The organism is Streptococcus mitis (assembly GCF_000960025.1).
Lineage (GTDB): Bacteria > Bacillota > Bacilli > Lactobacillales > Streptococcaceae > Streptococcus > Streptococcus mitis_DH.
The window spans coordinates 64,693-80,707 of sequence record NZ_JYGQ01000004.1 but is presented as its reverse complement, the minus strand read 5'-3'; the positions used below and the strand labels follow the sequence as shown (position 1 = coordinate 80,707).

14 protein-coding genes are annotated in these 16,015 nt (G+C 42.0%); 12 read left to right on the top strand and 2 right to left on the bottom strand.

Features of this window, described 5'->3' with window-relative positions:
• Window positions 1–8 precede the first annotated feature (8 nt).
• Complete coding sequence (locus tag TZ91_RS07205; protein WP_080702822.1) at window positions 9–803, bottom strand: transporter substrate-binding domain-containing protein; 795 nt, start codon at window positions 801–803, stop codon at window positions 9–11.
• A gap of 10 nt (window positions 804–813) precedes the next feature.
• On the bottom strand, window positions 814–1,572 hold the full coding sequence (locus TZ91_RS07200) for an amino acid ABC transporter ATP-binding protein (protein WP_033686512.1): 759 nt from the start codon (window positions 1,570–1,572) through the stop codon (window positions 814–816).
• Between the two features lie 176 nt (window positions 1,573–1,748).
• Here TZ91_RS07200 and recJ point away from each other — a divergent pair, with 176 nt between their 5' ends.
• The 12 genes from recJ (at window position 1,749) to TZ91_RS07140 (ending at window position 15,979) form a co-directional block, all read left to right on the top strand.
• On the top strand, window positions 1,749–3,971 hold the full coding sequence (recJ, locus tag TZ91_RS07195; protein WP_033686529.1) for a single-stranded-DNA-specific exonuclease RecJ: 2,223 nt from the start codon (window positions 1,749–1,751) through the stop codon (window positions 3,969–3,971).
• A gap of 170 nt (window positions 3,972–4,141) precedes the next feature.
• Window positions 4,142–5,803, top strand: coding sequence for a ribonuclease J (locus tag TZ91_RS07190; protein WP_000065614.1), 1,662 nt, complete (start codon window positions 4,142–4,144; stop codon window positions 5,801–5,803).
• A gap of 68 nt (window positions 5,804–5,871) precedes the next feature.
• Entirely contained in the window at window positions 5,872–6,651 is a 780-nt protein-coding gene (locus TZ91_RS07185; protein WP_033686513.1) for an alpha/beta hydrolase, read from the top strand.
• Between the two features lie 133 nt (window positions 6,652–6,784).
• The gene (locus TZ91_RS07180; RefSeq protein WP_033686514.1) at window positions 6,785–8,005 is read left to right on the top strand and encodes a peptidoglycan bridge formation alanyltransferase MurM; all 1,221 of its coding nucleotides are present in this window, start codon (window positions 6,785–6,787) and stop codon (window positions 8,003–8,005) included.
• Between the two features lie 4 nt (window positions 8,006–8,009).
• Window positions 8,010–9,242 carry an aminoacyltransferase gene (locus TZ91_RS07175; protein WP_033686515.1) on the top strand — a complete coding sequence of 411 codons (1,233 nt, stop codon included), beginning with the start codon at window positions 8,010–8,012 and terminating at the stop codon, window positions 9,240–9,242.
• A 78-nt stretch (window positions 9,243–9,320) separates the two neighbouring features.
• Entirely contained in the window at window positions 9,321–10,022 is a 702-nt protein-coding gene (locus tag TZ91_RS07170; RefSeq protein WP_033686516.1) for a M57 family metalloprotease, read from the top strand.
• Between the two features lie 38 nt (window positions 10,023–10,060).
• Window positions 10,061–11,908 carry an excinuclease ABC subunit UvrC gene (uvrC, locus tag TZ91_RS07165; RefSeq protein WP_033686517.1) on the top strand — a complete coding sequence of 616 codons (1,848 nt, stop codon included), beginning with the start codon at window positions 10,061–10,063 and terminating at the stop codon, window positions 11,906–11,908.
• Window positions 11,898–12,752: a metallophosphoesterase family protein gene (locus TZ91_RS07160; protein WP_033686518.1), complete on the top strand. Its 855-nt coding sequence runs from the start codon at window positions 11,898–11,900 to the stop codon at window positions 12,750–12,752. Before uvrC ends, TZ91_RS07160 begins: the two co-directional genes overlap by 11 nt.
• 173 nt (window positions 12,753–12,925) lie before the next feature.
• Window positions 12,926–13,531: a nitroreductase family protein gene (locus TZ91_RS07155; RefSeq protein ID WP_000670185.1), complete on the top strand. Its 606-nt coding sequence runs from the start codon at window positions 12,926–12,928 to the stop codon at window positions 13,529–13,531.
• Window positions 13,532–13,544: 13 nt separating this feature from the next.
• Window positions 13,545–14,945, top strand: a complete 1,401-nt coding sequence (gene pepV, locus TZ91_RS07150) for a dipeptidase PepV (protein WP_033686519.1) — start codon at window positions 13,545–13,547, stop codon at window positions 14,943–14,945.
• A gap of 53 nt (window positions 14,946–14,998) precedes the next feature.
• On the top strand, window positions 14,999–15,577 hold the full coding sequence (locus TZ91_RS07145) for a uracil-DNA glycosylase family protein (RefSeq protein WP_033686520.1): 579 nt from the start codon (window positions 14,999–15,001) through the stop codon (window positions 15,575–15,577).
• Window positions 15,578–15,691: 114 nt separating this feature from the next.
• A complete protein-coding gene (locus TZ91_RS07140) occupies window positions 15,692–15,979 on the top strand; it encodes a rhodanese-like domain-containing protein (RefSeq protein ID WP_025172880.1) in 288 nt (95 codons plus the stop codon).
• Window positions 15,980–16,015 lie beyond the last annotated feature (36 nt).

Below are 16,015 nucleotides of genomic sequence, written 5' to 3'. Positions count from 1 at the left end.
TATCCTCCTTAATCTGCAGTATGGCTAGATGGTTTGAGCTTGTAACGGTCATAAAGTTTCTGCAAACTACCATCCTTGCTCCATTTAGTAACCAAGTTATCAAGATAATTGTTTAGCTCGGTATTTGATTTCTTGGTAACGATACCGTAGTCAGATGGCTTGAAACTATCATCTAGTAGTACTGTGCGCTTACTGATGTAGCCAGATAGGATAGAGCGGTCAACGGAAAAGGCATCAATTCGATGAGCGTGAAGGGACGTAATCAATTCTGGGTAGGAACCAAGTTCGACGAATTTAAAGGTTAAACCTTTCTTTTTACCCAGTTCAGTAATCAGGCGTTGGGTGATGGAACCTTGGGCAACACCGATAGTTTTGCCGTTTAGGTCCTCAATGCTTTTGATTTTGGCAGACTTATTGACCAAAAAGCCAGAAGCGTCGGTGTAGTAAGGGCTGGTGAAGTTGTAGAGTTTTTTGCGTTCATCTGTGATGGTAAAGGTCGCGATATCCATATCGACCTGTTCATTGTCTAGAAGGGGTCCGCGAGTTTGTGCGGTAACAGGCACATAACGAACCTTGACTTTGAGTTCATCAGCTACCATCTTGGCCAAGTCGGTTTCGATACCAGAATAGGTCCCTGTCTTGGGATCCTTGTAGCCGAAGTTGGGAACGTCTTGCTTCACACCGACAACCAGCTCGCCTCTCTTTTGAATGTCTGTGACACTGGTATCAGCCTGAACTGGTTTTGCAGCAGCAAGCCCGAAAAGGCTAATCAATAATGCTGATAAAAAGAATTTCTTTTTCATAGGCGCCTCCTTATTTGACTTTGTCACTTTCATGGTTGATGATTTTGCTGAGGAATTGTTGGGCACGAGGTTCGCTTGGATTGTCGAAAAAGTCATCAACATCTGTCGTATCCACCAAAACTTCTCCGTCAGCCATAAAGATGATGCGGTCCGCAACTTCACGGGCAAAGCCCATTTCATGGGTCACGACAATCATATTCATACCATCGTGGGCCAATTTTTGCATAACTGCCAGAACATCGCCGATGGTTTCAGGGTCAAGAGCAGATGTTGGTTCATCGAAGAGGAGGAGTTCTGGATGCATGGCGAGGCCACGTGCGATGGCAATCCGTTGTTTTTGTCCACCAGAAAGCATGGCTGGATAAGAATCTTTCTTGTCCCACATATTTACAAATTCCAGATATTTTTGAGCTATTTTTTCAGCTTCTTTTTTATCAATTCCTAGAACTTTTATGGGTGCTAGTGTTACGTTTTCTAACACCGTTCTGTGTGGATAGAGGTTAAAATGCTGGAAAACCATGCCGACTTCCTTACGAAGAGGCACCAAATCTTTCTGGCTGGCACCAGAGACTTGGTGACCATTTACTAGAAGGCTTCCCTTGTCTACAGCCTCCAAACCATTGATGGTGCGGATAAGAGTGGACTTCCCAGAACCAGAAGGTCCAAGGAGGACAACGACTTGCCCTTTTTCAAAACGGAGATTGATGTCGCGGAGTGCGTGGTAGTCTCCGTAATATTTTTCGACGTGTTCAAATTCTACTAAAGCCATAAGGAATCTCCTTTGTGTTAGATTTTATAACATGATTCTACACCAAAAGATTTGTCTTGTCAAATAAAATTAGAAAAAAATTAGTAAAATCTTTGTAGAAAGCAATCAGGATAGAGAAAAAGCCTAAATCATGTTATAATGAAGCAATAGAATTCTTAGAAAGAGTGGATGTCTTTTTGATAACACCTACTTATGAATGGCAGTTTGCCCCGCAGGTTGAAGATGCGGATTTTACAAAGATAGCCAAGAAGGCTGGACTGGGTCCTGAGGTGGCTAGGTTATTGTTTGAGAGAGGGATTCAGGACCAAGAAAGTCTGAAAAAGTTTTTAGAACCTTCCTTGGAGGACTTGCATGACCCTTATCTACTCCATGATATGGACAAGGCAGTGGAACGGATTCGTCAGGCCATTGAAGAAGGGGAAAATATCCTCGTCTATGGAGACTATGATGCGGATGGCATGACTTCAGCTTCTATTGTTAAGGAAAGTTTGGAACAGCTTGGTGCTGAGTGCCGTGTTTATTTGCCAAATCGTTTTACTGATGGCTATGGACCTAATGCCAGTGTCTATAAATACTTTATTGAGCAAGAAGGAATTTCCTTGATTGTGACGGTGGATAATGGGGTTGCAGGTCACGAGGCTATTGAACTAGCCCAGTCTATGGGAGTGGATGTCATTGTGACTGACCATCATTCCATGCCTGAAACCCTACCTGATGCCTATGCGATTGTCCATCCTGAACATCCAGATGCGGATTATCCTTTCAAATATTTGGCTGGTTGTGGAGTGGCTTTCAAGTTGGCTTGTGCCCTGTTAGAAGAAGTGCAAGTGGAATTGCTTGATTTGGTCGCTATTGGTACCATTGCAGATATGGTCAGTTTGACAGATGAGAACCGTATCTTGGTTCAGTATGGTCTGGAAATGTTGGGACATACTCAGCGCATTGGTTTACAAGAAATGCTGGACATGGCTGGGATTGGCGCCAACGAAGTAACAGAAGAAACGGTTGGTTTCCAGATTGCCCCTCGTTTGAATGCTTTGGGCCGTTTGGATGATCCCAATCCTGCCATTGATTTGCTGACTGGGTTTGACGATGAGGAAGCCCATGAGATTGCCCTCATGATTCATCAGAAAAATGAAGAGCGTAAGGAAATCGTCCAGTCTATCTATGAAGAAGCTAAGACTATGGTGGACCCTGAGAAGAAGGTCCAAGTCTTGGCTAAGGAAGGCTGGAATCCTGGGGTTTTAGGAATCGTAGCTGGTCGTTTGTTGGAAGAACTAGGGCAGACAGTCATCGTTCTCAATATAGAGGATGGTCGTGCCAAGGGCAGTGCTCGAAGTGTGGAAGCGGTCGATATTTTTGAAGCCTTGGATCCTCGTCGAGACCTCTTTATCGCCTTTGGCGGCCATGCTGGTGCGGCTGGAATGACGCTGGAAGTTGAAAAACTCTCAGATTTATCTCATGTCTTGGAAGATTATGTCCGTGAAAAAGGTGCAGATGCTGCTGGCAAGAACAAGTTAAATCTAGATGAAGAACTGGATTTGGAGACACTTAGCTTGGAAACGGTCAAAAGTTTTGAACGTTTGGCACCTTTTGGTATGGACAATCAGAAACCTATCTTTTATATAAAGGATTTTCAGGTCGAAAGTGCCCGTACTATGGGGGCAGGCAATGCTCATCTCAAGTTGAAAATTTCTAAGGGTGAGGCGAGTTTTGAAGTGGTGGCCTTCGGTCAAGGTAGATGGGCAACAGAATTTGCTCAAACCAAGAATCTAGAGCTGGCAGTCAAATTGTCTGTCAACCAATGGAATGGCCAAACTGCCCTGCAGTTGATGATGGTGGATGCGCGTGTGGAGGGTGTTCAACTTTTTAACATCCGTGGGAAGAATGCAGTCTTGCCAGAGGGAGTTCCAGTCTTGGATTTTGCTGGAGAATTTCCGAATCTAGTAAATAGTGAAGCTATTGTCGTGAAAACCATTCCTGAGGATATTACTCAGCTGAAGACCATTTTTCAGGAACAAAATTTCTCTGCTGTCTATTTCAAAAATGATATTGACAAGGCCTACTATTTGACAGGTTATGGGACTAGAGAGCAGTTTGCTAAATTGTACAAGACCGTTTACCAGTTTCCAGAGTTTGATATTCGCTACAAGCTGAAAGATTTGGCAGCTTATCTTAATATCCAACAAATCTTGCTGGTCAAGATGATTCAAGTATTTGAAGAGCTAGGTTTTGTGACCATCAAAGATGGTGTCATGACAGTGAATAAAGAGGCACCAAAGCGGGAAATCGGAGAAAGTCAAATTTACCAAAATCTCAAACAAACCGTCAAAGACCAAGAAATGATGGCGCTGGGTACCGTGCAAGAAATTTATGACTTTTTAATGAAAAAAGAATAGCAGATAGGAAAGAGTTGGGAAACCAGCTCTTTTTTGAAAACAAATCTTCATTTTGAAAATCATCAAAAAAATGGTATAATGGTAGGAAAAGATTCGGCTAAAAGTAGTGCTTTTAGAATAAGAGGGCAAGCAACCCTATAATCAAGATAAATTAAGCTTTCGGAGGAAAAATGAGTAATATCAGTTTAACAACACTTGGCGGTGTCCGTGAAAATGGGAAAAATATGTATATCGCTGAAATCGATGGGTCTATTTTCGTTTTGGATGCAGGTCTGAAATACCCTGAAAATGAACAACTAGGGGTGGACGTGGTCATTCCCAATATGGACTATCTTTTTGAAAATAGCGATCGTATCGCTGGGGTCTTCTTGACCCACGGCCATGCGGATGCCATTGGTGCTCTGCCTTATCTCTTGGCTGAAGCCAAGGTGCCTGTATTTGGGTCTGAGCTGACCATTGAGTTGGCCAAACTCTTTGTCAAAGGAAATGATACGGTTAAGAAATTTAATGATTTCCATGTCATTGATGAGGATACGGAGATAGATTTTGGAGGGACTGTAGTGTCCTTCTTCCGTACGACCCACTCTATCCCAGAGAGTCTGGGTGTGGTCTTGAAGACAGCTGAAGGTAGTATCGTTTATACAGGTGACTTTAAATTTGACCAGACAGCTAGTGAATCCTATGCCACAGACTTTGCTCGCTTAGCAGAAATCGGTCGTGATGGAGTTCTAGCTCTTCTTAGCGATTCAGCCAATGCAGATAGCAATATCCAAGTGGCTAGTGAAAGTGAAGTTGGGGACGAGATCACTCAAACCATTTCGGACTGGGATGGTCGTATCATCGTTGCAGCGGTAGCAAGCAACCTCTCTCGTATCCAGCAGGTGTTTGACGCTGCGGATGCAACAGGCCGTCGTGTGGTCTTGACAGGATTCGATATTGAAAATATCGTCCGTACTGCGATTCGCCTTAAGAAATTGTCTCTAGCCAATGAGAGTCTTTTGATTAAGCCGAAAGATATGTCTCGCTTTGAGGACCATGAGTTGATTATCCTTGAGACAGGCCGTATGGGTGAGCCTATCAACGGTCTTCGCAAGATGTCGATTGGTCGCCACCGTTATGTGGAAATCAAGGACGGTGACTTGGTCTATATCGTAACCACTCCGTCTATCGCTAAAGAAGCAGTTATGGCGCGTGTGGAAAACATGATTTACCAAGCTGGTGGGGTTGTCAAACTGATCACTCAAAGCTTGCGTGTGTCAGGGCACGGAAATGCGCGTGACTTGCAATTGATGATTAATCTCTTGCAACCCAAGTATCTTTTCCCAATTCAAGGGGAATATCGTGAGTTGGATGCCCATGCTAAGGCTGCTATGGCGGTCGGGATGCTGCCAGAACGCATTTTCATCCCTAAAAAGGGAACCAGCATGGCTTATGAGAATGGGGACTTTGTCCCAGCTGGCGCGGTTTCAGCAGGGGATGTCTTGATTGACGGGAATGCCATTGGTGATGTTGGTAATGTGGTTCTTCGTGACCGTAAGGTCTTGTCAGAGGATGGCATTTTCATCGTAGCAATCACCGTTAACCGTCGTGAGAAGAAAATTGTGGCCAAGGCTCGTGTTCACACGCGTGGATTTGTTTATCTCAAGAAGAGTCGCGATATTCTCCGTGAAAGTTCAGAATTGATTAACCAAACGGTAGAAGACTATCTTCAAGGGGATGACTTTGACTGGGCAGATCTTAAAGGGAAGGTTCGTGATAATCTTACCAAGTATCTCTTTGATCAGACTAAGCGTCGTCCAGCTATTTTACCAGTAGTCATGGAAGCAAAATAATCGTTGAAATAAACAGAGAGAAAGCCGAGTTTTGGCTTTTTCTTATCGGAAAATAGAAGGAGCAAATCATGGCAGTAATGAAAATCGAGTATTACTCACAAGTATTGGATATGGAGTGGGGAGTGAATGTCCTCTACCCTGATGCCAATCGAGTGGAAGAACCAGAGTGTAAAGACATTCCAGTCTTGTACCTCTTGCACGGGATGTCTGGTAATCATAATAGTTGGCTCAAGCGGACCAACGTAGAACGCTTACTTCGAGGAACCAATCTCATCGTTGTTATGCCCAATACCAGCAACGGTTGGTATACCGATACCCAATATGGTTTTGACTATTACACAGCTCTAGCAGAGGAATTGCCACAGGTTCTGAAACGCTTCTTCCCTAATATGACTAGCAAGCGTGAAAAGACCTTTATCGCTGGTCTCTCCATGGGAGGCTACGGCTGCTTCAAACTGGCTCTTGCTACAAATCGTTTTTCTCATGCAGCTAGTTTTTCAGGTGCTCTTAGCTTTCAAGAGTTTTCTCCTGAGAGCCAAGAACTGGGAACACCAGCTTATTGGAGAGGTGTTTTTGGAGAGATTAAAGACTGGACAGCTAGTCCTTATTCTCTTGAAAGTCTGGCTAAAAAATCGGATAAAAAGACCAAGCTGTGGGCTTGGTGTGGCGAGCAGGATTTCTTGTACGAAGCCAATAATCTCGCAGTGACAAATCTCAAAAAACTGGGATTTGATGTGACCTATAGCCATAGCGCTGGAACTCACGAATGGTACTACTGGGAAAAACAATTGGAACGGTTTCTAGCAACTCTGCCAATTGATTTCAAATTAGAAGAGAGATTAAGCTAGTTTAGTTTGTATTACTCTTTCAATAACCATGTCTTCTATGGAATAGAAACTAAAATATGTTTTTACTAGACTTTCTAAACAAAAATAGTAGAATAGTAGTTAAATTCTATTATTGTTGGAAAGAGAGTAAGAGATGTATCGTTATCAAATTGGCATTCCCACATTAGAATATGATCAGTTTGTTAAAGAACATGAATTAGTCAATGTATTACAAAGTAGTGCTTGGGAAGAGGTTAAGTCTGATTGGCAACATGAAAAGTTTGGCGTCTACCGAGGAGATAAATTACTGGCTACAGCTAGTATTTTGATTAAAACTCTTCCTCTAGGCTATAGAATGTTTTATATCCCAAGAGGTCCTGTTTTAGATTATAAGGATGCTAAACTCCTGAACTTTGTTCTTCAATCCATTAAGTCCTATGCTCGAAGCAAGAGAGCGATTTTTGTGATTTTTGACCCAAGTATTTGCTTATCACAAAGTTCAATCAAGCATGAAAAAACAGAATATCCTGAAAATATGGCTATTATTGAAAATTTGCAAAGAATGGGAGTAAGGTGGTCAGGAAAGACCGATGGAATGGGGGATACTATTCAGCCTCGTATTCAGGCAAAAATATACAAGGAAAACTTTGCAGAAGATAAACTTTGCAAGTCAACAAAACAAGCCATTCGATCAGCTAGAAATAAGGGTGTAGAGATTAAGATTGGTGGAGATGAATTGTTGGAATCTTTCTCGTTTTTGATGAAAAAAACTGAGAAGCGAAAAGATATCCATTTGAGGAATGAAGCCTATTATAAAAAATTGTTAGATAATTTTAAGGATAAGGCCTACATAGCGCTGGCTACTCTAGATATCGCTAAGCGTTTGCGAGAATTAGAAGAACAGTTAGCGAAAAACTTAGCGTTGGAAGAGGCGTTTACTGAGTCGACTCGAACTTCAAAAGTAGAAGCCCAGAGAAGGAAAAAAGAGCGTTTGGTGGAAGAAAGAGCTTTCTTGCAGAGATATCTGAATGAAGAAAAATCAAACATTCCTTTAGCAGCTACTTTGAGTTTGGAATTTGGTAATACCTCTGTTAATCTATATGCTGGTATGGATGATGCTTTTAAACGTTATAATGCACCAATTTTAACTTGGTATGAAACAGCTCGCTATGCTTTTGAGCGAGGTATGGTGTGGCAAAATTTAGGTGGTGTTGAAAACTCTCTCAATGGTGGACTTTACCATTTTAAGGAAAAATTTAATCCAACGATTGAAGAATACTTGGGTGAGTTTACAATGCCCACCCATCCTCTCTATCCTCTGTTAAGACTTGCTCTTGATTTCCGTAAAACATTAAGAAAAAAACATAGAAAGTAAGTATATGGCACTAACTACACTCACGAAAGAAGAGTTTCGTACTTATTCTGATCAGGTTTCTTCTCGTTCCTTTATGCAATCTGTCCAGATGGGGGACTTATTAGAAAAAAGAGGGGCTCGAATTGTTTACCTTGCTTTGAAACAAGAAGGAGAGATTCAAGTTGCAGCTCTAGTTTATAGCTTACCTATGTTAGGTGGTTTGCATATGGAGCTCAATTCGGGGCCTATTTATACGAGAAAAGAAGCCCTGCCAGTTTTTTATGTGGAGTTAAAAGAATATGCTAAGCAGAATGGTGCATTGGAGCTAATTGTAAAACCTTATGAAACTTACCAAACTTTTGATAATGATGGTAATCCAATAGATGCTGAGAAAAAAAGTATTATTCAAGATTTGACTGATTTAGGTTATCAATTTGATGGTTTAAAAACAGGTTACCCAGGTGGAGAACCGGATTGGTTATATTGTAAAGATTTGAATGAGCTAACTGAAAAGACCTTGCTTAACAGTTTTAGTAAAAAGGGGAAAGCTTTGGTGAAAAAGGCTGATACATTTGGTATTCAGTTGAAAAAATTAAATCGTGAAGAACTTTCAATTTTTAAAGATATAACAAAAACAACCTCTGAACGTCGAGAATATAGTGATAAAAGTTTAGAATATTATGAGCATTTTTATGACTCTTTTGGAGAAAAAGCCGAGTTTGTAATTGCTATTCTAAATTTAGGAGAATATATACAAAATTTAATACATAAGCAAAAAGAATTATCTGAAAAAATAGCTACCTCATTACTCTTATTAGAACAATATCCAGATTCTGCACAAAAGAAAAAAGAACACAAAGAGTTGGCTAGGCAGTATGAAAGCTTTGAAGTTCGAAAAGCAGAAGCACGAGAGTTGATTAAAAAATATGGAGAGAAAGATCTTGTCTTAGCAGGTAGTTTATTTATTTATATGCCTCAAGAAACGACCTATCTTTTTAGTGGTTCCTATACTGAGTTTAATAAATTTTATGCACCAGCTTTGCTTCAGAAATATGTTATGTTGGAAAGCATAAAACGTGGGATCCCTAAATACAACTTTCTAGGGATTCAAGGGATTTTTGATGGTAGTGATGGTGTTTTACGTTTTAAACAAAATTTTAATGGTTATATTGTACGTAAAGCAGGAACTTTCCGTTATTATCCATCTCCCCTAAAATATAAAGCTATTCAGTTACTCAAAAAAATATTAGGACGCTAAGATAAGAAAATCGGTCTTTAGCTTTCTTTCAGCTTGTTTTAGTAAAATAGTCTTTATTTGCTAGAAAGGTGGAGGGACATGCGCTGGATTTTTCGTTTGATAGGGGCTTTCTTTTCTTTTGTGTGGCGTTTGTTTTGGCGCCTGGTTTGGATAGTTGTGCTCTTATGTGCGCTTGCTTTCGGACTTCTCTGGTATCTGAACGGGGATTTTCAAGGAGCGCTGAAGCAAGCAGAGCGGTCAGTAAAGAATGGTCAACAAAGTATCGACCAATGGGAAAAAACAGGGCAACTGCCTAAGTTGAGCCAGACAGATAGCCATCAACACTCTGAAGGAAGGTGGCTGCAGGCTTCAGCTCGTATTTACCTAGATCCCCAGATGAATTCAGGATTTCAAGAGGCGTATTTAGAAGCAATTCAGAATTGGAATCAAACGGGTGCTTTTAACTTTGAAATTGTCACCGAGTCCAGCAAGGCAGATATCTTGGCTACGGAGATGAATGACGGAGGTACTCCTGTGGCAGGAGAGGCAGAAAGTCAGACCAATCTCTTAACGGGGCAATTCTTGTCTGTCACGGTACGATTGAATCACTATTATCTGTCCAATCCTAACTATGGCTATTCCTATGAGCGCATTGTCCATACGGCAGAACATGAGTTGGGTCATGCGATTGGCTTGGACCATACAGATGAGAAGTCTGTCATGCAACCTGCAGGTTCCTTTTATGGTATCCAGGAAGAGGATGTTGAAAGACTTCGAAAATTATATGAGACTAATGAGTAGGGGACTATTTTTCCCTACTTTTTTGCTATAATGGAACTATGAATAACTTGATTAAATCAAAACTAGAGCTCTTGCCGACCAGCCCTGGTTGCTACATTCACAAGGATAAAAACGGTACGATTATCTATGTAGGAAAGGCTAAAAATCTGCGTAATCGTGTGAGGTCTTATTTCCGTGGAAGTCATGATACTAAGACAGAGGCTCTAGTGTCTGAAATTGTGGATTTTGAATTTATCGTTACTGAGTCCAATATTGAGGCACTTCTCCTAGAAATCAACCTGATCAAGGAAAACAAGCCAAAGTACAATATCATGCTCAAGGATGATAAGTCTTATCCTTTCATCAAAATCACCAATGAGCGCTATCCTCGCTTGATTATCACCCGACAGGTCAAAAAGGACGGAGGCCTCTACTTTGGACCTTATCCAGATGTTGGGGCAGCCAATGAAATCAAGCGACTACTGGATCGGATTTTCCCTTTTCGTAAGTGTACGAATCCACCGTCTAAGGTTTGCTTTTATTACCATATCGGCCAGTGTATGGCCCACACCATATGTAATAAAGATGAGGCTTATTTCAAGTCCATGGCCCAGGAGGTTTCTGATTTTCTGAAAGGGCAGGATGATAAAATCATCGATGACCTCAAGAAAAAGATGGAAACTGCAGCCCAGACTATGGAGTTTGAACGTGCGGCGGAATACCGTGATCTGATTCAGGCGATTGGAACGCTTCGAACTAAGCAACGGGTCATGGCTAAGGATCTCCAAAACCGCGATGTTTTTGGCTACTATGTCGATAAGGGCTGGATGTGTGTTCAGGTTTTCTTTGTCCGTCAAGGCAAGCTCATTGAGCGGGATGTCAATCTCTTCCCTTACTACAACGATCCAGATGAGGATTTATTGACCTATGTAGGACAATTTTATCAAGAAAAATCTCACCTAGTTCCCAATGAAGTATTGATTCCGCAGGATATTGACGAAGAAGCGGTCAAGGCCTTGGTCGATACCAAGATTCTCAAACCCCAGCGTGGAGAGAAAAAGCAGCTGGTCAATTTAGCTATAAAGAATGCTCGAGTCAGTCTAGAGCAGAAGTTCAACCTGCTAGAAAAATCAGTCGAAAAGACCCAAGGGGCTATTGAAAATCTAGGACGCTTGCTCCAAATCCCGACCCCTGTCCGTATCGAGTCCTTCGATAACTCCAACATCATGGGAACTAGCCCTGTTTCAGCCATGGTAGTCTTTGTCAACGGAAAACCTAGTAAGAAGGATTACCGTAAGTATAAGATAAAAACCGTAGTCGGGCCAGACGACTATGCCAGTATGCGAGAAGTCATTCGCAGGCGCTATGGTCGAGTACAGCGTGACGGTTTGACTCCTCCAGATTTGATTGTCATCGATGGGGGGCAAGGTCAAGTCAATATCGCCAAGCAAGTCATCCAAGAGGAACTGGGCTTGGATATCCCCATTGCGGGTCTGCAAAAGAATGATAAGCACCAAACCCATGAATTGCTTTTTGGAGATCCACTTGAGGTGGTGGAGTTGTCTCGCAATTCTCAGGAATTTTTCCTCCTCCAACGCATCCAAGATGAGGTCCACCGCTTTGCTATCACTTTCCACCGTCAACTGCGCTCCAAAAATTCTTTTTCATCACAACTGGATGGAATTGACGGTCTGGGACCTAAACGCAAGCAGAATCTCATGAAGCATTTCAAGTCTTTGACCAAAATCAGGGAAGCCAGTGTGGATGAGATTGTCGAAGTTGGAGTACCTAGAGCTGTTGCAGAGGCTGTGCAGAGGAAGTTGAACCCGCAGGAGGCAGAAGCCTTGCTTCAAGTTGCGGAAGAACAAGTAGATTACCAAACAGAAGGAGAACACAATGAATCATAAAATCGCAATTTTATCAGATATTCATGGCAATACAACTGCCCTAGAAGCAGTGATTGCAGATGCTAAAAACCAAGGAGTCAGTGAATACTGGCTTCTGGGAGATATTTTTCTTCCCGGTCCCGGTGCAAATGACTTGGTCGCTCTGTTAAAGGACCTTTCTATAACAGCCAGTGTTCGAGGCAATTGGGATGATTGTGTCCTTGAGGCCTTGGATGGTGAATATGGTTTGGAACATCCACAAGAAATCCAGTCAATGCGAATGACCCAGTTTTTGATGGAGCGAATGGATCCTGCAACGATTGTCTGGTTACGAAGCTTGCCTTTGCTGGAAAAGAAAGAGGTTGATGGGTTGCGCTTTTCTATCTCTCATAATTTACCTGACAAAAATTATGGGGGTGACTTGTTGGTTGGGAATGATACAGAAAAATTTGACCAACTGCTAGATGAGGAAACGGACGTGGCAGTCTATGGTCATGTCCACAAGCAGTTGCTTCGTTACGGCAGTCAAGGGCAACAAATCATCAATCCAGGGTCGATTGGCATGCCCTATTTTAATTGGGAGGCGTTAAAAAATCACCGTGCCCAGTATGCCGTGATAGAAGTTGAAGATGGGGAATTGGTCAATATCCTATTTCGTAAAGTTGCTTATGACTATGAAGCGGAGTTGGAGTTGGCCAAATTCAAGGGGCTTCCTTTTATCGAAATGTATGAAGAGCTACGACGAGAAGACAACTATCAGGGGCACAATCTGGAACTATTAGCAAGCTTAATAGAAAAGCATGGGTATGTAGAAGATGTGAAGAATTTCTTGGAGGCTATAAAGTCAGAATATAAGATAGACTAGTTTCTTTAAGTAACTGAAAATTAATTGGAACTGGATGAGGGGATTCCTGATTTAAATGATTTTCTTCATTCAGTTGCTTATCCTTGTTCCAGTTTGTCTCTACGAAAAATCTCTGCAACCTCTTTCAAATTATGGTAGAATGGAAGCAGTAGAATTAGAAAAGGAAATCGATTATGAAATTTCTTGAATTAAATAAAAAACGTCATGCGACCAAGCAGTTCACTGATAAACCTGTTGATCCTAAAGATGTTCGTACGGCTATCGAAATCGCAACCTTGGCACCAAGTGCCCACAACAGCCAGCCATGGAAATTTGTGGTGGTTCGTGAGAAAAATGCTGAACTGGCAAAATTGGCTTACGGTTCAAACTTTGAGCAGGTATCATCAGCACCTGTAACCATTGCCCTATTTACAGATACAGACCTTGCCAAACGTGCTCGTAAGATTGCCCGAGTTGGTGGTGCTAACAATTTCTCAGAAGAACAACTTCAATACTTTATGAAAAATTTGCCTGCTGAATTTGCACGCTACAATGAACAACAAGTCAGCGACTACTTAGCCCTCAATGCAGGTTTGGTTGCTATGAACTTGGTTCTGGCTCTTACAGACCAAGGAATCGGATCAAATCTTATTCTTGGTTTTGACAAATCAAAAGTCAATGAAGTTTTGGATATCGAAGACCGCTTCCGCCCAGAACTTTTGATTACAGTGGGATACACAGACGAAAAATTGGAACCAAGTTACCGCTTGCCAGTAGATGAAATCATCGAGAAAAGATAGAAAGAAGAAAAAAATGACAACAATTGATTTTACAGCAGAAGTAGAAAAACGCAAAGAAGACCTCTTGGCTGACTTGTTTAGCCTTTTGGAAATCAACTCAGAACGTGACGATAGCAAGGTTGATGCCCAGCATCCATTTGGGCCTGGTCCGGTAAAAGCTTTGGAGAAATTCCTTGAAATCGCAGACCGCGATGGCTACCCAACTAAAAATGTTGACAACTACGCAGGACATTTTGAGTTTGGTGATGGAGAAGAAGTTCTTGGAATCTTTGCCCACATGGACGTGGTGCCAGCTGGTAGCGGTTGGAACACAGACCCTTACACACCAACGATCAAAGACGGTCGCCTTTATGCGCGTGGTGCCTCAGATGACAAGGGTCCTACAACAGCTTGTTACTATGGTTTGAAAATCATCAAAGAATTGGGTCTTCCAACTTCTAAGAAAGTTCGTTTCATCGTTGGAACAGACGAAGAATCAGGTTGGGCAGACATGGACTACTATTTCGAGCACGTAGGACTTGCAAAACCAGACTTTGGTTTCTCTCCAGACGCTGAATTCCCTATCATCAATGGTGAAAAAGGAAATATCACGGAATACCTCCACTTTGCAGGTGAAAATGCAGGTGCTGCCCGTCTTCACAGCTTTACAGGTGGTTTACGTGAAAATATGGTACCAGAATCAGCAACAGCAGTCGTTTCAGGTGATTTGGCTGACTTGCAAGCTAAACTAGATGCCTTTGTTGCAGAACACAAACTTAGAGGAGAACTCCAAGAAGAAAACGGTCAGTACAAGGTTACCATCATTGGTAAATCAGCGCATGGTGCTATGCCTGCTTCAGGTGTCAATGGTGCGACTTACCTAGCCCTCTTCCTTAGCCAGTTTGACTTTGCTGGTCCAGCCAAAGACTACCTTGACATCGCTGGTAAGATTCTCTTGAATGATCATGAGGGTGAAAGTCTCAAGATTGCCCATGTGGATGAAAAGATGGGTGCCCTTTCTATGAATGCTGGCGTCTTCCGCTTTGATGAAACAAGCGCTGATAATACCATTGCCCTTAATATCCGCTATCCAAAAGGAACAAGCCCAGAGCAAATCAAGTCAATCCTTGAAAACTTGCCAGTTGCTTCTGTTAGCCTTTCTGAACACGGTCACACGCCTCACTATGTGCCAATGGAAGATCCACTTGTCCAAACCTTGTTGAATGTCTATGAAAAACAAACTGGTCTTAAAGGTCACGAGCAAGTCATCGGTGGTGGAACCTTTGGTCGTTTGCTAGAACGCGGTGTTGCCTACGGTGCTATGTTCCCAGACTCAATTGACACCATGCACCAAGCTAATGAATTTATCGCCTTGGATGATCTCTTCCGAGCAGCAGCAATCTATGCCGAAGCTATTTACGAATTGATCAAATAAAACGATAGAAGTCTGAGATTGTATGCTTAGACTTCTTTTTGGAGGGAGAGTAGATGTCTCAAATTGAAAAAATCAAGCAGGCTATTATGGCAGATCCGCAGAATGCTACCTATACAGAGCGTGGCATTGAGCCTCTCTTTGCAGCACCAAAGACTGCTCGCATCAATATCATCGGTCAGGCACCGGGGCTTAAAACCCAAGAAGCAGGACTTTATTGGAAAGATAAGAGTGGTGACCGCCTGAGAGACTGGCTAGGTGTGGATGAAGATACCTTTTACAATTCAGGATATTTTGCTGTTCTGCCTATGGATTTCTACTTTCCAGGACATGGTAAGTCAGGAGACTTACCACCGAGAGCAGATTTTGCAGAAAAATGGCATCCACAGCTCTTGCAAGAATTACCAGATATCCAATTGACCCTCTTGATTGGCCAATATGCCCAAGCCTACTATTTACAGGAGAAAGTCAGTGGCAAAGTGACAGAACGGGTAAAACATTACCAGAACTACTTGCCAACCTATTTTCCATTAGTTCACCCCTCGCCTAGAAATCAAATCTGGATGGCCAAAAATCCTTGGTTTGAGTCAGAAGTGGTGCCGGATTTGAAAAAAAGAATTAAAACTATTTTATAGTCAATGAAAATCAAAGAGCAAACTAGGAAGCTAGCCGCAGGCTGTACTTGAGTACGGTAAGGCGACGCTGACGTGGTTTGAATTTGATTTTCGAAGAGTATTAGGAGAAAAAGAATGAAAGAAATTTCCTTTGACGCATTTTACCAGCTTTACCAAAATGACCAACTTTCTTTAGTGGACGTGAGAGAAGTGGATGAGTTTGAAGCTCTTCATTTAGAAGGTGCTCAGAATCTTCCTCTGAGTCAATTAGCTGATACTTATGATCAATTGGACAAGGATCAGTTACATTATGTTATTTGTAAATCTGGAATGAGATCGGCGCGTGCTTGCCAATTCTTATCAGAACAAGGTTATGAGGTTATCAATGTACAAGGTGGCATGATGGCTTTTGAAGAACTTTAAACACTAGAATTTTCTCCTACTTGGTGTGGACTGGGT

Bases quoted from the DNA above. Each gene is read 5' to 3' on its own strand.
- TZ91_RS07205 (WP_080702822.1), bottom strand. From the start codon at position 803: ATGAAAAAGAAATTCTTTTTATCAGCATTATTGATTAGCCTTTTCGGG.
- TZ91_RS07200 (WP_033686512.1), bottom strand. From the start codon at position 1,572: ATGGCTTTAGTAGAATTTGAACACGTCGAAAAATATTACGGAGACTAC.
- TZ91_RS07190 (WP_000065614.1), top strand. From the start codon at position 4,142: ATGAGTAATATCAGTTTAACAACACTTGGCGGTGTCCGTGAAAATGGG.
- TZ91_RS07185 (WP_033686513.1), top strand. From the start codon at position 5,872: ATGGCAGTAATGAAAATCGAGTATTACTCACAAGTATTGGATATGGAG.
- TZ91_RS07180 (WP_033686514.1), top strand. From the start codon at position 6,785: ATGTATCGTTATCAAATTGGCATTCCCACATTAGAATATGATCAGTTT.
- TZ91_RS07175 (WP_033686515.1), top strand. From the start codon at position 8,010: ATGGCACTAACTACACTCACGAAAGAAGAGTTTCGTACTTATTCTGAT.
- TZ91_RS07170 (WP_033686516.1), top strand. From the start codon at position 9,321: ATGCGCTGGATTTTTCGTTTGATAGGGGCTTTCTTTTCTTTTGTGTGG.
- uvrC (WP_033686517.1), top strand. From the start codon at position 10,061: ATGAATAACTTGATTAAATCAAAACTAGAGCTCTTGCCGACCAGCCCT.
- TZ91_RS07160 (WP_033686518.1), top strand. From the start codon at position 11,898: ATGAATCATAAAATCGCAATTTTATCAGATATTCATGGCAATACAACT.
- TZ91_RS07155 (WP_000670185.1), top strand. From the start codon at position 12,926: ATGAAATTTCTTGAATTAAATAAAAAACGTCATGCGACCAAGCAGTTC.
- pepV (WP_033686519.1), top strand. From the start codon at position 13,545: ATGACAACAATTGATTTTACAGCAGAAGTAGAAAAACGCAAAGAAGAC.
- TZ91_RS07145 (WP_033686520.1), top strand. From the start codon at position 14,999: ATGTCTCAAATTGAAAAAATCAAGCAGGCTATTATGGCAGATCCGCAG.
- TZ91_RS07140 (WP_025172880.1), top strand. From the start codon at position 15,692: ATGAAAGAAATTTCCTTTGACGCATTTTACCAGCTTTACCAAAATGAC.